Annotated in this window: 15 protein-coding genes; 4 read left to right on the forward strand and 11 right to left on the reverse strand. The window is 31.2% G+C overall.

The annotated features are described in order from the left end of the window. Window positions 1–216 precede the first annotated feature (216 nt). Complete coding sequence (gene putP / locus LQK79_RS10560; RefSeq protein ID WP_231016508.1) at window positions 217–1,686, forward strand: sodium/proline symporter PutP; 1,470 nt, start codon at window positions 217–219, stop codon at window positions 1,684–1,686. 200 nt (window positions 1,687–1,886) lie between these two features. Here the strand turns inward: putP and LQK79_RS10565 are convergent, their stop codons facing one another. Beyond that, window positions 1,887–2,042 carry a hypothetical protein gene (locus LQK79_RS10565; RefSeq protein ID WP_231016509.1) on the reverse strand — a complete coding sequence of 52 codons (156 nt, stop codon included), beginning with the start codon at window positions 2,040–2,042 and terminating at the stop codon, window positions 1,887–1,889. A 361-nt stretch (window positions 2,043–2,403) separates the two neighbouring features. Between LQK79_RS10565 and LQK79_RS10570 the strand changes: the two genes are divergently transcribed. Next, window positions 2,404–3,564, forward strand: a complete 1,161-nt coding sequence (locus LQK79_RS10570; RefSeq protein WP_231016510.1) for a pyridoxal phosphate-dependent aminotransferase — start codon at window positions 2,404–2,406, stop codon at window positions 3,562–3,564. Window positions 3,565–3,823: 259 nt separating this feature from the next. Here the strand turns inward: LQK79_RS10570 and LQK79_RS10575 are convergent, their stop codons facing one another. Beyond that, window positions 3,824–4,051, reverse strand: a complete 228-nt coding sequence (locus LQK79_RS10575; RefSeq protein ID WP_231016511.1) for a transposase — start codon at window positions 4,049–4,051, stop codon at window positions 3,824–3,826. Beyond that, the gene (locus LQK79_RS10580) at window positions 4,052–4,348 is read right to left on the reverse strand and encodes a hypothetical protein (protein WP_231016512.1); all 297 of its coding nucleotides are present in this window, start codon (window positions 4,346–4,348) and stop codon (window positions 4,052–4,054) included. Between LQK79_RS10580 and LQK79_RS10585 the strand changes: the two genes are divergently transcribed. Together LQK79_RS10585 and LQK79_RS10590 are read left to right on the forward strand one after the other, a co-directional pair. After that, on the forward strand, window positions 4,339–4,779 hold the full coding sequence (locus LQK79_RS10585; RefSeq protein ID WP_231016513.1) for a DeoR/GlpR family DNA-binding transcription regulator: 441 nt from the start codon (window positions 4,339–4,341) through the stop codon (window positions 4,777–4,779). The two genes, LQK79_RS10580 and LQK79_RS10585, sit on opposite strands and share 10 nt — an antisense overlap. Window positions 4,780–4,827: 48 nt before the next feature. Continuing rightward, on the forward strand, window positions 4,828–5,484 hold the full coding sequence (locus LQK79_RS10590; protein ID WP_053243367.1) for a hypothetical protein: 657 nt from the start codon (window positions 4,828–4,830) through the stop codon (window positions 5,482–5,484). A 258-nt stretch (window positions 5,485–5,742) separates the two neighbouring features. On the opposite strand, the gene LQK79_RS10595 is transcribed toward LQK79_RS10590, so the two are convergent. From LQK79_RS10595 to LQK79_RS10630, 8 genes are all read right to left on the reverse strand, one after another. Then, entirely contained in the window at window positions 5,743–6,906 is a 1,164-nt protein-coding gene (locus tag LQK79_RS10595; RefSeq protein WP_231016514.1) for an aminotransferase class I/II-fold pyridoxal phosphate-dependent enzyme, read from the reverse strand. A 29-nt stretch (window positions 6,907–6,935) separates the two neighbouring features. Further along, on the reverse strand, window positions 6,936–10,286 hold the full coding sequence (locus LQK79_RS10600; protein WP_231016515.1) for an ABC transporter permease: 3,351 nt from the start codon (window positions 10,284–10,286) through the stop codon (window positions 6,936–6,938). Window positions 10,287–10,288: 2 nt separating this feature from the next. Beyond that, a complete protein-coding gene (locus LQK79_RS10605; RefSeq protein WP_053243368.1) occupies window positions 10,289–10,993 on the reverse strand; it encodes an ABC transporter ATP-binding protein in 705 nt (234 codons plus the stop codon). A gap of 139 nt (window positions 10,994–11,132) precedes the next feature. After that, a complete protein-coding gene (locus tag LQK79_RS10610; RefSeq protein ID WP_053243369.1) occupies window positions 11,133–11,735 on the reverse strand; it encodes a TetR/AcrR family transcriptional regulator in 603 nt (200 codons plus the stop codon). A gap of 118 nt (window positions 11,736–11,853) precedes the next feature. Then, window positions 11,854–12,702, reverse strand: a complete 849-nt coding sequence (locus tag LQK79_RS10615) for a putative ABC transporter permease (protein WP_053243370.1) — start codon at window positions 12,700–12,702, stop codon at window positions 11,854–11,856. 602 nt (window positions 12,703–13,304) lie between these two features. Next, window positions 13,305–14,132 carry an aldo/keto reductase gene (locus tag LQK79_RS10620; protein WP_231016516.1) on the reverse strand — a complete coding sequence of 276 codons (828 nt, stop codon included), beginning with the start codon at window positions 14,130–14,132 and terminating at the stop codon, window positions 13,305–13,307. A gap of 84 nt (window positions 14,133–14,216) precedes the next feature. Further along, the gene (locus LQK79_RS10625) at window positions 14,217–15,599 is read right to left on the reverse strand and encodes a glycoside hydrolase family 32 protein (RefSeq protein WP_053241731.1); all 1,383 of its coding nucleotides are present in this window, start codon (window positions 15,597–15,599) and stop codon (window positions 14,217–14,219) included. Between the two features lie 700 nt (window positions 15,600–16,299). Beyond that, on the reverse strand, window positions 16,300–17,964 hold the full coding sequence (locus LQK79_RS10630) for a ribonuclease J (protein WP_053241730.1): 1,665 nt from the start codon (window positions 17,962–17,964) through the stop codon (window positions 16,300–16,302). Window positions 17,965–18,011 lie beyond the last annotated feature (47 nt).

Raw genomic sequence — 18,011 nt, forward strand, 5'->3', positions numbered from 1 at the left:
TAAAATTCTGAAAACCATAAGAAAATTTAATTTCCATTGCCAATTAAGCATATTGAATATTCTAATGGTTTTCAAAATTTCATTATATAACATTGCTTATATTATATATTCTTACATGGTGTTTTTCTACAAAATACATTTGTTCTTTTATTTTCAATATGATAAACTATTCATATATATGCAAATTTATTAATACTGACAAAAAGGAGATTTCACATGAATTACTTTTCATTTAGTGCTATTGTATTATATTTAATTATTCTACTCACAATAGGCTATTATTCCTACAAAAGAACAAATGATATTTCAGATTATGTTCTTGGTGCTCGAAGCCTTGGACCTATGGTAACAGCTTTATCAGCCGGTGCAAGTGATATGAGCGGATGGATGCTTATGGGGCTTCCAGGAGCAGTTTACTCAACAGGTCTATCAAGTTTATGGCTTGGTGTTGGCTTAACAATTGGAGCATATTTTAATTATCTTTTGTTAGCTCCGCGTTTTAGAGTTTACACTGAACTAGCTAATGATTCTGTAACAATTCCTGACTTTCTTGAAAACCGCTTTAAAGATAAATCAAATATGTTGAGACTTGTATCTGGAATCATAATCTTAGTTTTCTTTACATTGTATGTTTCTTCAGGTGTCGTAGCCGGCGGAAAATTATTTAAAAATATGTTTGGACTCACATACACAACTGGTGTTATAGTTACCCTTTCTATAGTTGTAATCTATACATACTTTGGAGGTTTTTTAGCAGTAAGTCTTACAGACTTCTTCCAAGGTTCACTCATGTTTGTTGTATTAATCATGGTTCCTATGGTAACATATTTAAATTTAGGTATAAGTCCTGAAACTTTCGTAGCAAAGGTAAAGCATATAGATCCTTCTCTGTTTGATCTATTTAAGGGAACAAGCGTCGCATCAATTATAGGTTTTCTAGCTTGGGGACTTGGTTACTTCGGTCAGCCTCATATTATTGTACGATTTATGGCAATTAAATCAGCAAAAGAATTGAAATCTGCAAGAAGGATTGGCATAAGTTGGATGGCAATAGGTTTACTTGGAGCGATCTCAAGCGGACTTATAGGTTTAGTATACTTTACTCAAAATAAAATAACTCTTAAAGACCCTGAAACAGTATTCCTTCGTCTAGGAGCAATTTTATTTCATCCCTTTATAACTGGAATTATACTGTCAGCAGTTTTAGCTGCAATTATGAGTACACTTTCTTCTCAACTTTTAGTATGCTCAAGTTCCATAACAAAAGATTTCTATATTACATTTTTTAATAAAGAGGCTTCTCAGAAAAAACAAGTAATTATTAGCAGGCTTGCCGTAGTTGGAGTTGCTGCTGTTGCAACAGTTTTTGCTTACTTACCAAACAAGACAATTTTAAATATAGTTGGTCAAGCTTGGGCTGGATTTGGATCTGCCTTTGGTCCTGTTCTTCTAATCAGCCTTTATTGGAAAAAAATGACCAAGTGGGGAGCTTTATCTGGTATGATTGTTGGTGGACTTACAGTTATAATATGGATTGTTTCTGGTCTATCCGCATACTTATATGAGATGATACCAGGATTTACTTTTTCACTTGTATCAATAATAATTGTAAGCAATTTAACTCATAAATCTGCTATTGATATTGACAGCGAATTTAAACTTATGGAAGAAAGGTTAGCAAAGTAAACCTACGCGGGGTTTGGGCGAAAGCCCATTATCCTTCTAGAACCTTAATTAACTTCTGTTTTTATTATGTCATCAAAATTTGGTTTATTGCTACAGAAATATACACGGGGTTTTGGCGTAGCCCATTACCCTTTTTAATAATTTTTCAAAAGTATCCGTCTTCCTATAATCTACTCTTTCCATTTTCTTTTATTAAAATTTCAATGAGTCTTTAATCTATTTCTATAATTTAAACTCCTTACACACCCATATGTCCCTGTATCAATGACTCTAAATATTAATCTATCAATTTGTTTGCCAGAACACTCTAAATCGAGTCTCCTTTCACTGGCTTGCCTTTCTATACGGCACTCCAAATCATCCTCCAATATCAATAAAATATTAAAGTAGAGGCAACTTATATAAGTTTGATTAAGCCATCTTTAGATGCGTCCATTGTCACATTCATTGGTTTTACCGGTTATAAAACTAGAATATATACAAGATGGTGCAAAAATCCTAAGTAAAGGTATTTGGTAATAAAAAATTATTTGCTTGACAATTAATTTTTTACATTATACAATTTACTTAAAATATTAATTTGATTAATATATGTGCATTTTATTAGCTGTTTTATATAATTATAATTATAAAATCAGGATTATTTTTCACATTCATAATTATCCACATGCATTTAATATTGCGCAAATACTTATTCAATTAGAGGGGGACTATTCAATGAATTATCTATCAGATACAGCAAAAAACTTTCCATCATCGGGGATTAGAAAAATGTTCGAACTAGCACAAAAATATGATAACCTTATAAACTTATCTGTTGGAGAACCTAATTTTGAAACACCTGTGCACATTAGGAATGCAGCAAAAAAAGCTCTTGATGAAGGTTGTACCCATTATTGTCCTAATGCTGGTTTAAAGGAACTCAGGGAACTTATAGCTCAAAAGTATAATAAGCTACTTGATGCAAGTTACACTTATAAAAATGTTATTATAACCGTCGGGGCATCTGAAGCACTTTTTCTATCCTTAGCAACTACTTTAAATATTGATGATGAGGTCATAATTCCAGAACCTTTTTATCCAAATTACGAGGGTCCAATAGCACTAAGTCATGGGAAAATAGTATTTGTTCACCTTGATAAAAATAATGATTTTAAACTTAATCCTTGTGACATAGAAAAAGCAATAACATCAAAAACCAAAGTAATAATACTTAATTCTCCAAATAATCCACTGGGGCGTTTTATCGAAAAGAATGATATAAAAAAAATATGTGAAATAGCTAAAAAGCATAATCTAATAATATTATCTGATGAAGTTTATGATCACATAATGTTTGATGAAAATAAATTTTTTAGTCCTGCTCATCTTGAAGAAATGCGAGAACAAACTATCATTGTAAACAGCTTTTCAAAAACCTTTGCCATGACTGGCTGGAGAATAGGTTTTCTTATTGCAAATAAAGAAATTGCCACTGCAGCATCTAAACTTCAAGGAGGCGTCGTATCCTGCGTTCCTACCTTTATACAAAATGCTGCGGTAACAGCTCTTAAAAATCCCATGGACAGCAGTGACAACATGGTTGAAGATTATTATAGAAGAAGAGATATATTAATAGATGGTCTTAATTCTATTAAAGGTATTAAATGCTTTAAATCAACATCTACTTTTTACGCTTTTGCTGATATAACAGCCTTTGGACAAACTTCAGAAGAGTTTTGCACAGAACTTCTTTTAAAAGCAAAAGTAGTTTGTGTTCCAGGCTCCGCCTTCGGTGAATCTGGTGAAGGATATATGAGGCTTTCCTTTGCTAATTCAGACGAGAACCTAATAGAAGCAGTAAAAAGAATCCGTGAGTTTGTAGATAATGCGAAGTAACAATGCTTCGTCACATACACATATGCGGGGTTTGGGTTTAAACCCATTATCCTTCTAGAACAATATAAAATCACTTTTAATAATAAATTCTATAAATCTAAGACTAAAAAATCCTAAAATACTAAGATATTTCAATAACTCGCTATCGCTCAAATCTACTATCTTAGCTTGTTTTTTGCTTTGCCTTCTCGCTCTTTTTTTATGATATAATCATACACTGATGTATCTTTGGTTGGAACTCTGCACTTTATGCTTTTCATTATCTCATAACCTGTTTTTCTAAGATATCTTGATCCTCTGTCCCATAAAAATTACCTGACTGATAAGGCGGAGGATCTATTCCTGCATATGCAACAAGCGCATTGTAATTATAGTATTTCCTTACGTCTCCTACTTCTGCTATAATTCTTGGCGCTAATTTTTCTCCTACACCGTTCATATTAGATACAACATTATATTCTGGCAGTGACTTTGCAAGTTCCTTCATTTATGTTAATATTAAGTTCAAAGATATTCCAACCGAATGGATACCTTTTACCGTTTCTGAGATAATCATTTTGGTGGTTGGCATCTCAGAGGACATAGTTGTGATACTATTTTTAGCGAGAAGATATATTTCATTTGATTTCTTCTCACTAAATTGGTATCCTTCTTTTTTGCACCATTTTTCATAGCTTTCAGCAAACTTTTTTTCACTGAGCTTCTTAATATTATCATAGTGCCAGTATTTTTCTGCAAAATCTGCTGCTTTGCCTTTTGCAAAATTAGCTAAATTTGAAGCCAAAAGATATTTTTATTACAGTTGTTACAAATTCTATAATCATTGCTGATGAATTAAGAAAACAAGATAATATTCGCATCATTATTACAGGCGGCGAAATGGATGGTAAGGGAAATTGCTATGATCCATTTACTATAGAAACTATTAAAAGAATGCGTTTTGATAAAGCCTTCTTAACTTCAGCTAGTATATCTGCTGAATTTGGTTTATCTATACAGCGAAGTAATCATGTTGAATTTGTTAATGCAGTTATTAATAGTTCAAAATGTTCCGTCGGATTGTATCCTACCGAAAAAATAGGATTTGAATCGATTATAAGCATATGTGCCGCGAGTAAACTTGACATTCTTATAAATGATTGGAACACAGCTGAAGATGAATTAAAAAAATTTCAAGAGCAAGAAATAGAGATTATTGTTGTAGAAAAAAAATAATATTTTTATCAAAGTGTAAGAAAAAATGTTTAATATTGGAGGCATTTTATGGAACAATATATTATAAAGGGTGGAAAAGCTCTTCAAGGTAATGTAAAAATTAGTGGAAGCAAAAATGCAGCAAAAGGAAATGTACTAATAAAAAATGTTATTCCAAAGCATTTAGAAGCTATCTCAGCTAAACTAATTGAAATAGGAGTTAATGTTACGGAATTTGATAATTCAATCCATATTAGTGTAGATGGTCAATTAAAACATGCAAATGTAAAAACTTTACCATACCCCGGATTTACAACTGATTTTCAGCCACAAATTACGACTTTATTAGCTATATCTTTAGGTAACAGTACTGTTACTGAAACGATTTTTGAGAGTCGTTTTGGATATGTTAAATATTTAACTTGCATGGGTGCAAATATTAAAGTAGAAAATGGTACAACAGCCATAATTGATGGTGTTCAAAAATTAACTGGTGCTCAAGTATGTGCTTTAGATTTACGTGCTGGTGTTGCAATGATAATTGCAGGATTAGTAGCAGACGGATATACTACTATTCGTCAGATTGACTACATTGAACGTGGATATGAAGGCATTGTTAATAAATTATGCTCTTTAGGTGCAAACATTGATAAAATTCCATTAAATGATAAAAGAGCAATTCAAAAATTTAATTGGTTACAAAGATTCACACCTAAAATTCCGTAGGTACGGAGGAATTTTTTCCTTGCACTACTGTGAGAGTTAAGTAACAATGCTGAAGGAACGATTTAAAAAAGTCCTAATAAATCTTGGTTGAAAAATTGTAAAATGCTTAGATATTTCAATTGTCTGAACATTTTTTCAGCGAGTATAAACATATACGGGGCTTGGGCTTTGCCCATTATCCTTCTTGAACTCAAAGCAAGAACTATTTTAAAATAGCCACCAAGATTTATAGGACTTTTTTAACGCGACGAAGCATTGTTACTTCACAATATCGCTATTTTTTATGTTTTCAATGGCTTTTAAGATGTGCTCTTCATCTTGAACAAGAGCCATTCTTACAAAGCCTTCTCCTTCATCTCCAAAACTGCTTCCTGGAACGACAATAACTCCTGTCTTTTCCATTAAATCTAATGTAAACTTAATAGAAGATTGATACTTTGAAGGAATTCTTGCCCATACAAACATGCTACCTGCTGTCATATCTATATTCCATCCTATTTTATTTAGCCCGTTTATAAGTAAATTTCTTCTGGTTTCATAAGTATTTCTAACAGTATCTATGTACTCCCTTGAACCTGAAAGTGCTTTTGCTGCTACTTTTTGAAAAGGTAAAAACATGCCATAATCCACATGAGATTTTAGTGTTTTAAGCTGCTTTATCATATATTTATTTCCTATAGCAAATGCAATTCTGCAGCCTGGTATACTGTATGTTTTTGAAAAAGAATTAAACTCTATTCCAACTTCTTTTGCACCTTCAATCTCAAGAAAACTGCCGCCAATATTTCCGTCAAATACAAGTTCACTGTATGCATTATCGTGAAGTACAGCTATATCATATTTTTTTGCAAAATCGACAAGTTCCTCATAAAACTCTCTAGGCGCTATTGACGCAGTTGGATTATTAGGATATGATACAACCATCATTTTAGCCTTTTTAGCCACTTCTTCATCTATTGCATCAAAGTCTATTAAAAAATTATTTTTCTTAAGCAGTGGCATTTTATGTATCTCTGCGCCTGCAAGATATGGTCCAACAGAAAAAATAGGGTATCCAGGATCTTGGGTTAAAACCACATCACCTGGATCAATCATCGATAAAGCAACTTCTGCGAATCCACTTTGAGATCCCAAAAGAGAAGTCACCTCATCTTTTTCAATCTTAACATTGTACCTATTTTTATACCAATCAATAACAGCTAAAATTAGCTCTTCACTATCACTTATAGCATATCTGTAATTCTCAATTTTTCCAGTTTCATATTGAAGTTCTTCTACAACATGTTTATCCGGAGGTATATCTGGAGTTCCAATACTAAAATCAATAACTTCTTTACCACTTGAAATAAGCTCAAGTTTTTTATCATTAAGTTTCGTAAATATAGCAGAAGACAATGCTTCCATTTTTTTAGAACAATACATTTTGTTCTCCCCCCATGTATTCCTTAAATTTATTCTGCACTCTTAAGTGATTCTACCATATCTATTTTATCAAATCTATTGTACATTGCCAAATTTACAATAATGGAAAATAACATTGTAAGTAAAATAGAATATACAAAATATATAGGGCTAATTGTTCTCAAAAACATCATCACATCAGTTTCTGCTGTTACAATAACAAAATTCTGAAGAAATATTCCAAAGAATATACCTACTATACTTCCAATAGCCGTAAGTATTATGTTTTCTCTGTATATATAAGCCGCAAGTTCATTGTTGTAGAAACCTAAAAGTTTTATGGTAGCAAGTTCTCTTCTTCTTTCATTTATATTTATATTTGTCAAATTGTATATTACTACAAAGGCAAGAACTCCAGCAGCCGCTATTAATATAAGTACAACTGAATTTATACTCTTCATGCTCTTGTTGGAATCAAATTGTACATTATTCTTAAAACTTACTGAACCTACATCTTTAATTTTTGATAGAATTTTAGAGGTATTATTTTGTGAATTTGTAGAAGTACTTTTTAGCAGCCCATAAAAGCCATTAAATTTAGCTTTTTCACCTGATATTTTTTTATAGTACTTAGGACTTACATAAATATAATGTTGTATATAATGTTCTGTCACAGCGGATATTTTAACTTTCATGGTCTTACCATTAACCATTACATCAAAAACATCTCCAACCTTTTTTCCTGTAAGTTTCGAAAGCTTTTCTGTAACAATTACCCCATCATCAGAAAGTTCCAGAGCCTTATTTTTTTTGTTAAGTCCTATATACTTGTTTAGTTCATCTTTGTTTTCTGGCACAACCATATACGCATCCATATTGCTTGAATTCTTATTTTTTACAGTTACATTTTTAGAATAAGTGAATAACTCTGATTTTATGTTCGAATCTTCTTTTAATTCGCTTTTTATTTTTTCTTTTTTTGCGTAATCAATTTCATTTTTTAAATTAGTCTGAATATCATATTTATAAATATTAGTGAATTGTTTTTCTACTGCACCTCTTATTCCGCTTTTAAGTTCAAAACCTGTTATCATAAGCCCAGTGCATGCTGCAATTCCTATAACCGTCATAAAAAGCCTTTGTTTGTATCTAAATATATTCCTTGCTGTAACTTTTCTTGTAAATTTTAATCTATTCCATATAAATGTAATTCTCTCAAGCAATATTAACTTTCCTGCTTTAGGCGGCTTTGGTCTCATAAGAGATGCTGGAACCTCTCTTAATTCCTCCATTGTTGATGCTACTGCTGCAACTGTAGTGAAAAATATGGCTATAATAGATGCTTCAACAGCAAGAATTACATTAAATGGTGTTATAGCCTTTGGTATTGCATAAAGAGAACCATATGCATTAATTATAAGCGGTGGAAATAATCTAAATCCAAAAGAAATACCTATTAAACTTCCAATCAAGCTTGCTAATAGTGCATATATAAGATAGTGAGATATTATTGTTCCTTTAGAATATCCCAAAGCTTTAAAAGTTCCAATTTCTATTCTATTTTCTTGAACCATTCTCGTCATAGTTGTAAGACTTACTAATGCTGCAACAAGAAAAAATATTAAAGGAAATGCCTTTCCAATATTGTCTATTCTATTGCTGTCCTGTCTATAGCTCTCATAACCAATATTTTGACTTCTTCCAAGCACATAAAAATCGGGACTTTTAATATCTTTAAGCTTATCCTTATTGTCAGCAATATCTTCTTCAGCATCTTTAAATTTTTTATTTGCTTTAGCTTCTTCTTCCTTTAAATTTTTAGTATTATCATCAATTTCTTTTTGTCCGGCTTCAATTTTATTTTTAGCCTCATCAAGCTTTTCCTGACCTTCCTTTTTTGAAGTTTCAAGCTGAGCCTCAGCATTTGATATTTTTAGTTTATTTGTTTCAAGCTCTTTTTTTCCTTCTTCTAATTTAGCTTCACCATCATAAATTACTGCTTCATTAGCCGCAATTTGCTGTTTTCCTTGACTTAATTTGGCTTCGCCTGCATTAAAATTATTTTTAAGCCCTTCAATATCAAAATAACTGCTTATCTGAGACAGTGACCCATCATTTTTTAATGCATTATATATATCATCAAAGGTTTTTCCATTTATATCATTTTCATAAATTCTATTTAACACGTTATATTGGTATATATATGCTGTATTAGTGGGGTCGCTTTCCAGCTGCTTTTTAGCACCTTCAACCTTTTCTTTAATTGCACTATTTATTGAGTTTGCAGCTTGAGCTTTTCCTTCACTTAATTGTGCCTCTCCATAACTTATCTGCTTTTTAGCTGCTTCAAAACTAACTTTACCATTTTCTATATCTTTTGACTTTAAATTTATTTCCGCCTCTGCGGCTTCAATTTGTTTTTGACCATCTGATATTTGCTTTTGTCCATCTGCAATTTTATTATTAAAAAGTGCTTCATTTTTATTAAGCTCATTCTTCCCATTATAGATATTTTGCTGTGCATCTGAAAGTTTTTTATATCCTTCCTTAAATTGATTATCTGCTTCTTTCTCAGCTTTTTTCAGCTTATCTTCAGCATCTTTTATTTTATTATTTGCGTCATCATATACTTCCTTATATCTTTCTTTATTTAATTTCTTTCCAAGGTTTTTAAGGTCCTTTTCTATATAATTGTTAGCTTCCTTATATTCATCATTGTGCATAAGACTATTCTTTGTTTCATCTTTATCTGTAGTAACATAAACTTCCGTATAAACTTCACTTTTAAAAACCTCTGGAAGTATATAAATAAATCCCTTTACAGAACCATCTCCCACAGAACTAAGCTGCCTTTGAGTTGAAAAATACAGTGGTGATTTTGCCGTTCCTACTATCTTAAATTTATCTTCCTTTAAGCTATCCTTTATATTTGTATCATTTCCAGACTTAATTGTTATTTTATCTCCTATTTTAAATTTATTTTCTTTTAAAAATCTCTCCTCTACAACTACTTCTTTATCATTATTAGGTTTTCTTCCGCTAGTTAACAATAATTTATTCATATTATTTTCTGGAAGAGAATTAATATTTACAACAAGAGAATGTTTATTTTTAACTACTATTTCATCTATTGATTTTGAACCATAAATATCTTTTATCCCACTTACTTTTTTTATTTCAGATATATTATTTTTTGTTATTCCAAGTGTAGAAATAAGTTTAAAATCCATAAAATTAGTTTTATCAAAATAGTAATCTCCAGACTTTTTCATATCAGGACTTGTTGCTCTTACCCCTGCGTAAAAAGCCACGCCAACTGCTATAATTATAACTATAGATAAAAATCTAGAAAATGTTTTATATATGTCTCTAAATAAGTTTTTTAAAAATGTCTTCTTCATAATTACCACTCAATACTTTCTATAGGAACTGGATTATGATTCTTCTTTACACTTTCTACTTTTCCACTTTTTACAGTTATTATTTTATCTGCAATTGGAGCTATTGCAGAATTGTGAGTTATAACTATTACTGTCATATTGTATTCTCTTGATGTGTCTGAAAGAAGTTTCAATATGGATTTTCCAGTGTTATAATCAAGTGCACCTGTTGGCTCATCACACAAAAGAAGTTTAGGTTTTTTAGCCAAAGCCCTAGCTATAGATACTCTTTGCTGTTCTCCTCCTGAAAGTTGTGCGGGGAAATTTTTCATTCTATCTTCAAGCCCAACATTTTTAAGAACTTCTTCAGGCTTAATTGAATCCTTACATATTTCTACTGCTAATTCAACATTTTCAACTGCATTTAAATTTTGAACTAAATTATAAAATTGAAATACAAAGCCAATATCTTCACGTCTGTATTTTGTGAGCATTTTTTTATTGTATTTGCTTATTTCACTGCCATCCACATGTATGCTTCCACTAGTAACTTGGTCCATTCCACCTAGAAGATTTAATATTGTGGATTTTCCTGCACCACTAGCGCCAAGTACAATAACAAATTCTCCTCTATCGATTGAAAAAGAAACATCGTCTACTGCTTTAATTACAACTTCGCCCATAGTATAGGTCTTTTTTACATTCTTTAATTCTATAAAACTATTCATATCTCGCCTCCATCTTGTGAACCATGGTTCTCTTTTAATTGAAATAATAAAGTTTTGTTTTAAATAATAAGTATTGATTTTTACACTTATTTAAAACAAAGCGTCTATAAGTACATATAGATATATTTAAAATAAAAAATTACACCTCCTCACTTTCAACTTTATTTATGATATCACTATAAAAAATTTCAACAAGGTTAAGAATATATTTTCTTACTTCTTCTCCTTCTTTTTTTTCTTCCACAATTACAGCGACACCTTCTATAAGACTCCAAGAAAGGATATATATAATAAAATTATCTTTAAGCCTTTTTTTATTTAGTCCTAATTGATATTCTATGTTTTTAGTAACCGTATTAGTTACATAATCCACAAATGTAGTTTTACAATTCTCATATTTAGACCCTAAACTTTTATTTATAAGCACTGAAATTTCCACGCTGTTATTCTTCATCATATTAACCATTTTATCAATAAGCCAATAACAAATATTTTCTGTGTTATCATCAAATTTAACTTTATCAAACTTCTCCAAATATCCTATAAGATCATAATACACGGATCCTATGAGTTTTTCGTATAGATCATCTTTACTTTGAAAATACTTATAAAAATTTCCTACTGACGTGGATGCATTTCTAACTATATTTCTTATAGACGCTCCTTCATATCCACTTTTGTCAAATTCCTTTAAAGCCTCTTTAAGTATTTTTTCTCTAACCTCATCCTTTAAATACTGCATTAGAAAACCTCCGTTCTCTTTTATATTGTAACGCACTCAAATCGCAGTGTCAATGAATACACAACTTGAAACTTAAATCAGTGCACAATTCACAATGAAGTATGAATTGTGAACCGAATTAAATTTTCTTCTTTAATTCCTCAAGTGCTCCAAAGTATCTTTTTGATTTTATATTTGGAAAAGCCTTAAGAATTCTTCTTTGAAGTATGTGCTTTCTCTCTGTAAGCTTATTGTAGTTGTACCTAAGTTCTCTAATTTCTGCCTTATATTTATTTTTAACTTCAACTATATTGTTTTCATATTTCTGCTTAAATTCAACTGAATTTTCATTATACCTTTTCTTCAATTCTATCGTATTTCTTGCTATTTCTTCTGCTAAAGCATCTGACCTATTTTTCATTTTTATTGATACTTCATCGATTTTTCTAATTCTAACATTCAATTTAAGTACAGTTTCAACTGCCGATACAATATCTACTATAAAACAAATTATCACTATTATTATAAGTATAATTCCCACTAACTCCGGAATAAAATTTACTAAATCATAAACCAATGGATGTACAATTTTAATGACAAAAACACTTGCAATTCCCCAACCCAGCGAAAATTTAAGGCATATGTATCCCTTGAGGTTAAATGGCATATCAGAATAATCCCACCATCTATTATGAAATATCCTTTCTAAAATAAATCCTGTTATATATTCAATAAATGATGTTATAAAAATAGCTCCAATAAATAGCATAATAACATTATTTTTAATGGAACTAAGTAAGATTATGATAAAAACAACTCCAAAGCCATATATAGGACAAACAGGTCCATTTAAAAAGCCTCTATTTACAAACTTTCCAGTATTTAATGCCGCATATGCAACTTCAAGACACCATCCCAAGAAAGCATAAATTGCAAAATAAAATATAAAATTATAAAATGACAAATTAAAAATAATTACACTCCTCATTTGCATCACCTCTTATATAGTGGAAACATTGCGAAACTTAAACTATTTATGTACCAAAATACCAACCTTCAAAGGATTATAGTGCATATATAGTTTGTATTTGAGCTAGTTTCACTATAGATAAACAAGCTAAAATATTTAAATTACCAATACCAAATTTATCCTTACAAACTGGAATTTGTCGAGCTGAGTGAAGGGTTTTAATTCGCCCTGCTCATTAAAAAACTAACTTTTTCACTTATGTGAAAAGTGAAGGGTTTGACATAGCTTTGCTTGTCAAAGGTGAAGGTTTTTGCCACGGCAAAAGGTTAAGGAATATTTTTCTCCGTTTCTCTACGAAAAATAAATAATTTAAATACGTTAAAGATTTTCCGTAGGAAAACGGAGGAAAATCAACCTTAGCTTTTTATTGAAGATAAAAAAGTTCACCTTTTACGTGCACAGCACCGTAAAACCATTCACCTTGCGCATAGAGAAAACCTTAATCTTTTAACAAACGAAGTGAGTTAAAACCCTTCACTATAGTGCTCGACAAACTGTAATTTAATAGGATACATTTGGTAGCGATAATTTCTATGTTTCAAGTTGCTCATCTATATATCTTAAAAATCAATAGTATCTGGGTCTGGTCCTATTCTTTTGCCAGTATTTAATGTTTCTATTTTTTTCATATCCTCAGCAGATATTTCAAAATTATATAAATCCATATTTTCTTTTATTCTAGATTTTGTTGAAGATTTAGGAATAGTTATAACTCCCATTTGCAAATCCCATTTTAATGCTATCTGTGAAATTGTCTTTCCATATTTTGTTGATAATTCTTTCATAAGTGGGATTTCAAATATTTTTCCCTGCATTAATGGTCCCCATGCTTCAAGCTGAATCTTATGTTTCTTACAGAATTCATGTACTTCCGTTTGTGGAAACTGTGGATGATATTCAACTTGATTTACTGTTGGTACAATATCACATTCGTTTATAAGCTCTTCTAAATGATGAACTTTAAAATTACTTACACCTATAGCCCTTATTCTTCCTTCCTTGTATAGCTTTTCCAATGCCTTCCATGGCTCAGTATTTGATTTTTGTGGCCAATGAATTAAATAAAGATCAAGGTAATCTGTTCCTAACTTTCTTAAAGATTCATCAAAAGCGTTTAAAGCTTTATCATAGTCATGTTCAGTATTCCAAAGCTTACTTGTTAAAAATATATCTTCTCTTTTAACACTGCTCTCTTTTATAGCTTCTCCAACAGCTTCCTCATTACCATATATAGCAGCTGTATCAATATGCCTATATCCCAATCTTAAAGCCTCTTTAACTGAACTAACTGCTGTATTTTTATCCTTAATCTTGAAGGTCCCAAAACCAACCCATGGCATCCTTACACCATTATTCAGTACTGTAAAACTGTTAATATCCATTACCATTTCCTCCAATCATAATAAACAATATGCTATCAAATACCCTGCATGGGTATATAATAGCATATTATTGTTATAAAATAAATTACATTATTCTAAAATTGAACTCATTTTCCAAATATCAAGAGATTTTACCTTTAAACTTTTTCCTTTTAATGTAGAAACCTTGATATTTTCGCTGTCCTCCCTAACAGCATATACTCTAGCTGATATAACTTTTTCATCATTTGCAAATACCTCTACAGTAGAATAATCAACAAAAACTTGCAACTTTAATGTATCATATTTTCTAGATTTAATATTCCCTTTAACAATAGATTTATGGCATTTATCAGAAATACTAGATTTGCTTCTGTCTATATAAAAGCTTTCAGTATCATATTCATATTTTATAGAGGTCTTTTCCTCTTCATCCTTTGAACTTAATACATCTATTGAAAAGCACATGCCTTCCTCCATTTCTGCCTCAATAATTACTTCAAGTGCTTTTCCTTTTGTTTTAGGAATTAAGGTTGATTCCAAAACAAAATTTTCATACTTTTCATGTTCTTTTCTTAAAACTTCAAACTCCTTTACAGGCTTAATACGCAGCATATTGTCTTTAATTTCTAGTGTCCTTGGAAGACATTGAACACCTGCCCAATCGCCACATTCATCAAATTCTCCTCTTGAATGTTCCGGCATCCATGCAATCATTATGCGCCTTCCCGCATTATCAACTAATGAATTGGGGGCATAAAAACCTTCCCACCCACCATAATCTAAAATCCCCTTAAATTCTGGTATAAACTTGTATTCACTATTTAATGTTCCAATATAGTATTCGACCTGCCCATCAGGTGAAACAATTAAAACATACTTATCGCCTAATTTAAAAAAGTTAGGACATTCCCAAAGAACATCTTCTCCTTCACAAAGTATATTTAGAAACTCCCATTTTTTTAAATCCTGTGATTTATATATTAAAGCACAACCTTTCTTATTATGACTGCCACCTAAAACCATAAACCATTTTCCATTTTCATTCCATACAAAAGGATCTCTCCAATGCTTAATCTCAATATCACCATTGATTTTACTTGTCATAATAGGATTCTCTTCAGACTTTCTCCATGTAAGCATATTATCTTCGCTTACGGCTGACCACTGCTGCGCTCCTATTTCTGGATTTCTTTCTCCTTCTCCTATGCTCGTATAAAAAATTGTAGGCTTTTCTCCGTTAATTACTGCACATCCTGAAAAGCAATGAATTTCTCCTTTGTCTTTAGAAGGATAAAGTGCTATAGGCAAGTGCTTCCAATGAACTAAATCTTTACTCTTAGCATGTCCCCAATGAATATTTCCCCATTCACTTCCATATGGATTATACTGATAAAAAAGATGATATTCACCTTTATAATAAATAACTCCATTAGGATCGTTCATCCAATTTTTTTCCGGCATAAAATGATAAATAGGTCTGTATAAATTCATATATATTCCTCCGTCACAATTAATATATAGATAGACAACTTGAAAATTTGAAATGCCCAACACCAAATTTATCCTAGAAAACTAGCATTTTACTTAGAGTACAGAGTACAATTGACAGAGGACAGTGAAGGATGATTTTTCTCCGCTATGCTTCGAAAAATCTTAAACTTAATGCTTGCGCATGGCTTAAAATACAATATTCAGCGCAGCTGATAATAAGTTCTAGGATTTACCTGAGAGAAACGAAAGGTAAATCAACATTAACTGTACTCTGTACTCTGTCAGTTGTACTCTGAGTTAAGCCATAATTTAACAGCATAAATTTGGTATTAGTAATTTAAAGCTTTCAGCTTGCTTATCTATATTACATAAAAAACATATATAAGCTAAATTTTTGTATGTCAACCCATTAGCATAATGCTTGTATACGTATTCAGTTATGATAATAATTATATCACACAAAGATAGCAAGGTAAATAGATTCGTATGTTTGAGCATTTTTTCAGCAAGTAAACATGCACGAGGTTTTAGCCTTGCCCATTATCCTTCTAGAAGCTAAAGCAAGCACTCTCCTAAAATTGTTACCTTAGATTTATAGAATTTTATTAAAAGTGCTTTTATATTATTCTATAAGGATAATGGTCTTACGCCAAACCCCGCGTATGTGTATGTGACGAAGCATTGTTCCTTCACAATCTTTTTAAATTTCCATGATAATTGGAAGAACTATTGGCCTTCTTTTTGTCTTCCCATATAAAAACTTTTCCACAGCTCTCTTCGTGCTATCCTTCAAAATATACCATTCAATAATCTCATTTTTAAGACAGTTATCAAGTTCCCTTCTTGATATTTCTTTAGCTTCATTAATTAAATTTTCTGATTCCTTTACATATACAAAACCTCTAGTAATTATATCTGGTCCAGCTATGATGCTGTGCGTATCTCTCTCTATGGTTACAACTATTGTTAAAATACCATCTTTAGCTAAATGTTTTCTATCTCTAAGGACTAGGCTTCCTACATCACCTACTCCAAGTCCATCCACAAAGACGTCTCCTGTACGAACTTTTCCTGAAACAATTGCCTTTTTACTAGATAATTCTAATACCTGCCCTGTTTCCATAATAAATATATTTTCCTTCTTCATGCCCATACTTTCTGCAAGTTCAGCATGAAATTTTAAATGTCTATATTCTCCATGAACTGGCATAAAGTACTTAGGATGGACCAAAGTATGCATTAATTTTAATTCCTCTTGGTATGCATGCCCTGACACATGGACGTCTTCCAAAGCTTTATATATTACTTTAGCACCACCTTTAAGAAGCTTGTTAATTACTCTAGATATTAACTTTTCATTTCCTGGTATTGGAGATGCAGAAATAATAAACAAATCTTTTGACTCTATTTTTATTTTTCTATGATTTCCAAATGCTATCCTTGCAAGAGCTGACATAGGTTCTCCTTGACTTCCTGTTGTTATTATAGTTACTTTTTCATTAGGATAATTATTTATTTCATCAATATTTATAGCTGCTCCTTCTGGAATGTGTAAATATTCAAGTGATGTTGCTACTTCAGATACGTTTTCCATACTTCTTCCACTAAAAGCTACTTTTCTCCCATATTCCAAGGAAGCATTAATTATTTGCTGCATTCTATGTATATTCGAAGCAAATGTAGCTACAATAACCCTTCCTTTGGCTTCCGAAAAAATTCTCTTAAGCTTTACTCCTATAGATTTTTCAGAAAGCGAATGTCCTTTACGTTCTACATTAGTGCTATCTGCCATAAGAAGCAAAACCTTCTTTTTCCCAAGAACTGCTATACGCTCCAAATCTGTGCCAAGACCATCAATTGGAGTATAATCTATTTTGAAATCTCCAGTGTGAAATATTAGCCCAATAGGAGTATGAATTGCAAGGCAACATGAATCAGCTATGCTGTGGGTATTTCTTATAAACTCTACCTTTAAATTATCTGTTCTTACTATATCTCCAGCTTCTACACAATTCAAAGTACAATCTGAAACCATACTATGTTCTTTTAATTTATTTTCAACTAACCCTAAAGTCAACCTAGTACCATAAACAGGAACATTTACTTGCTTTAAAATATAAGGAAGCGAGCCTATATGATCCTCGTGCCCATGCGTAAGAAATATACCTTTTACCTTCTCCATATTATCAATTAAGTAGCTTATATCTGGAATAACCATATCAACCCCATACATTTCTTCATCTGGAAAAGCCACTCCACAATCTATTACTATTATCTCTTCTTTATACTTAATTGCTGTTATATTTTTTCCTATTTCTCCAAGCCCACCTAATGGAATAATCTTTACAACATTCTTATCCGCCACTTAAATTCCTCCAATTCATTATAATAAAATTTTTATTTATTATATTT

The sequence above is a fragment of the Clostridium guangxiense genome, assembly GCF_021043395.1.
Lineage (GTDB): Bacteria > Bacillota > Clostridia > Clostridiales > Clostridiaceae > Clostridium_S > Clostridium_S guangxiense.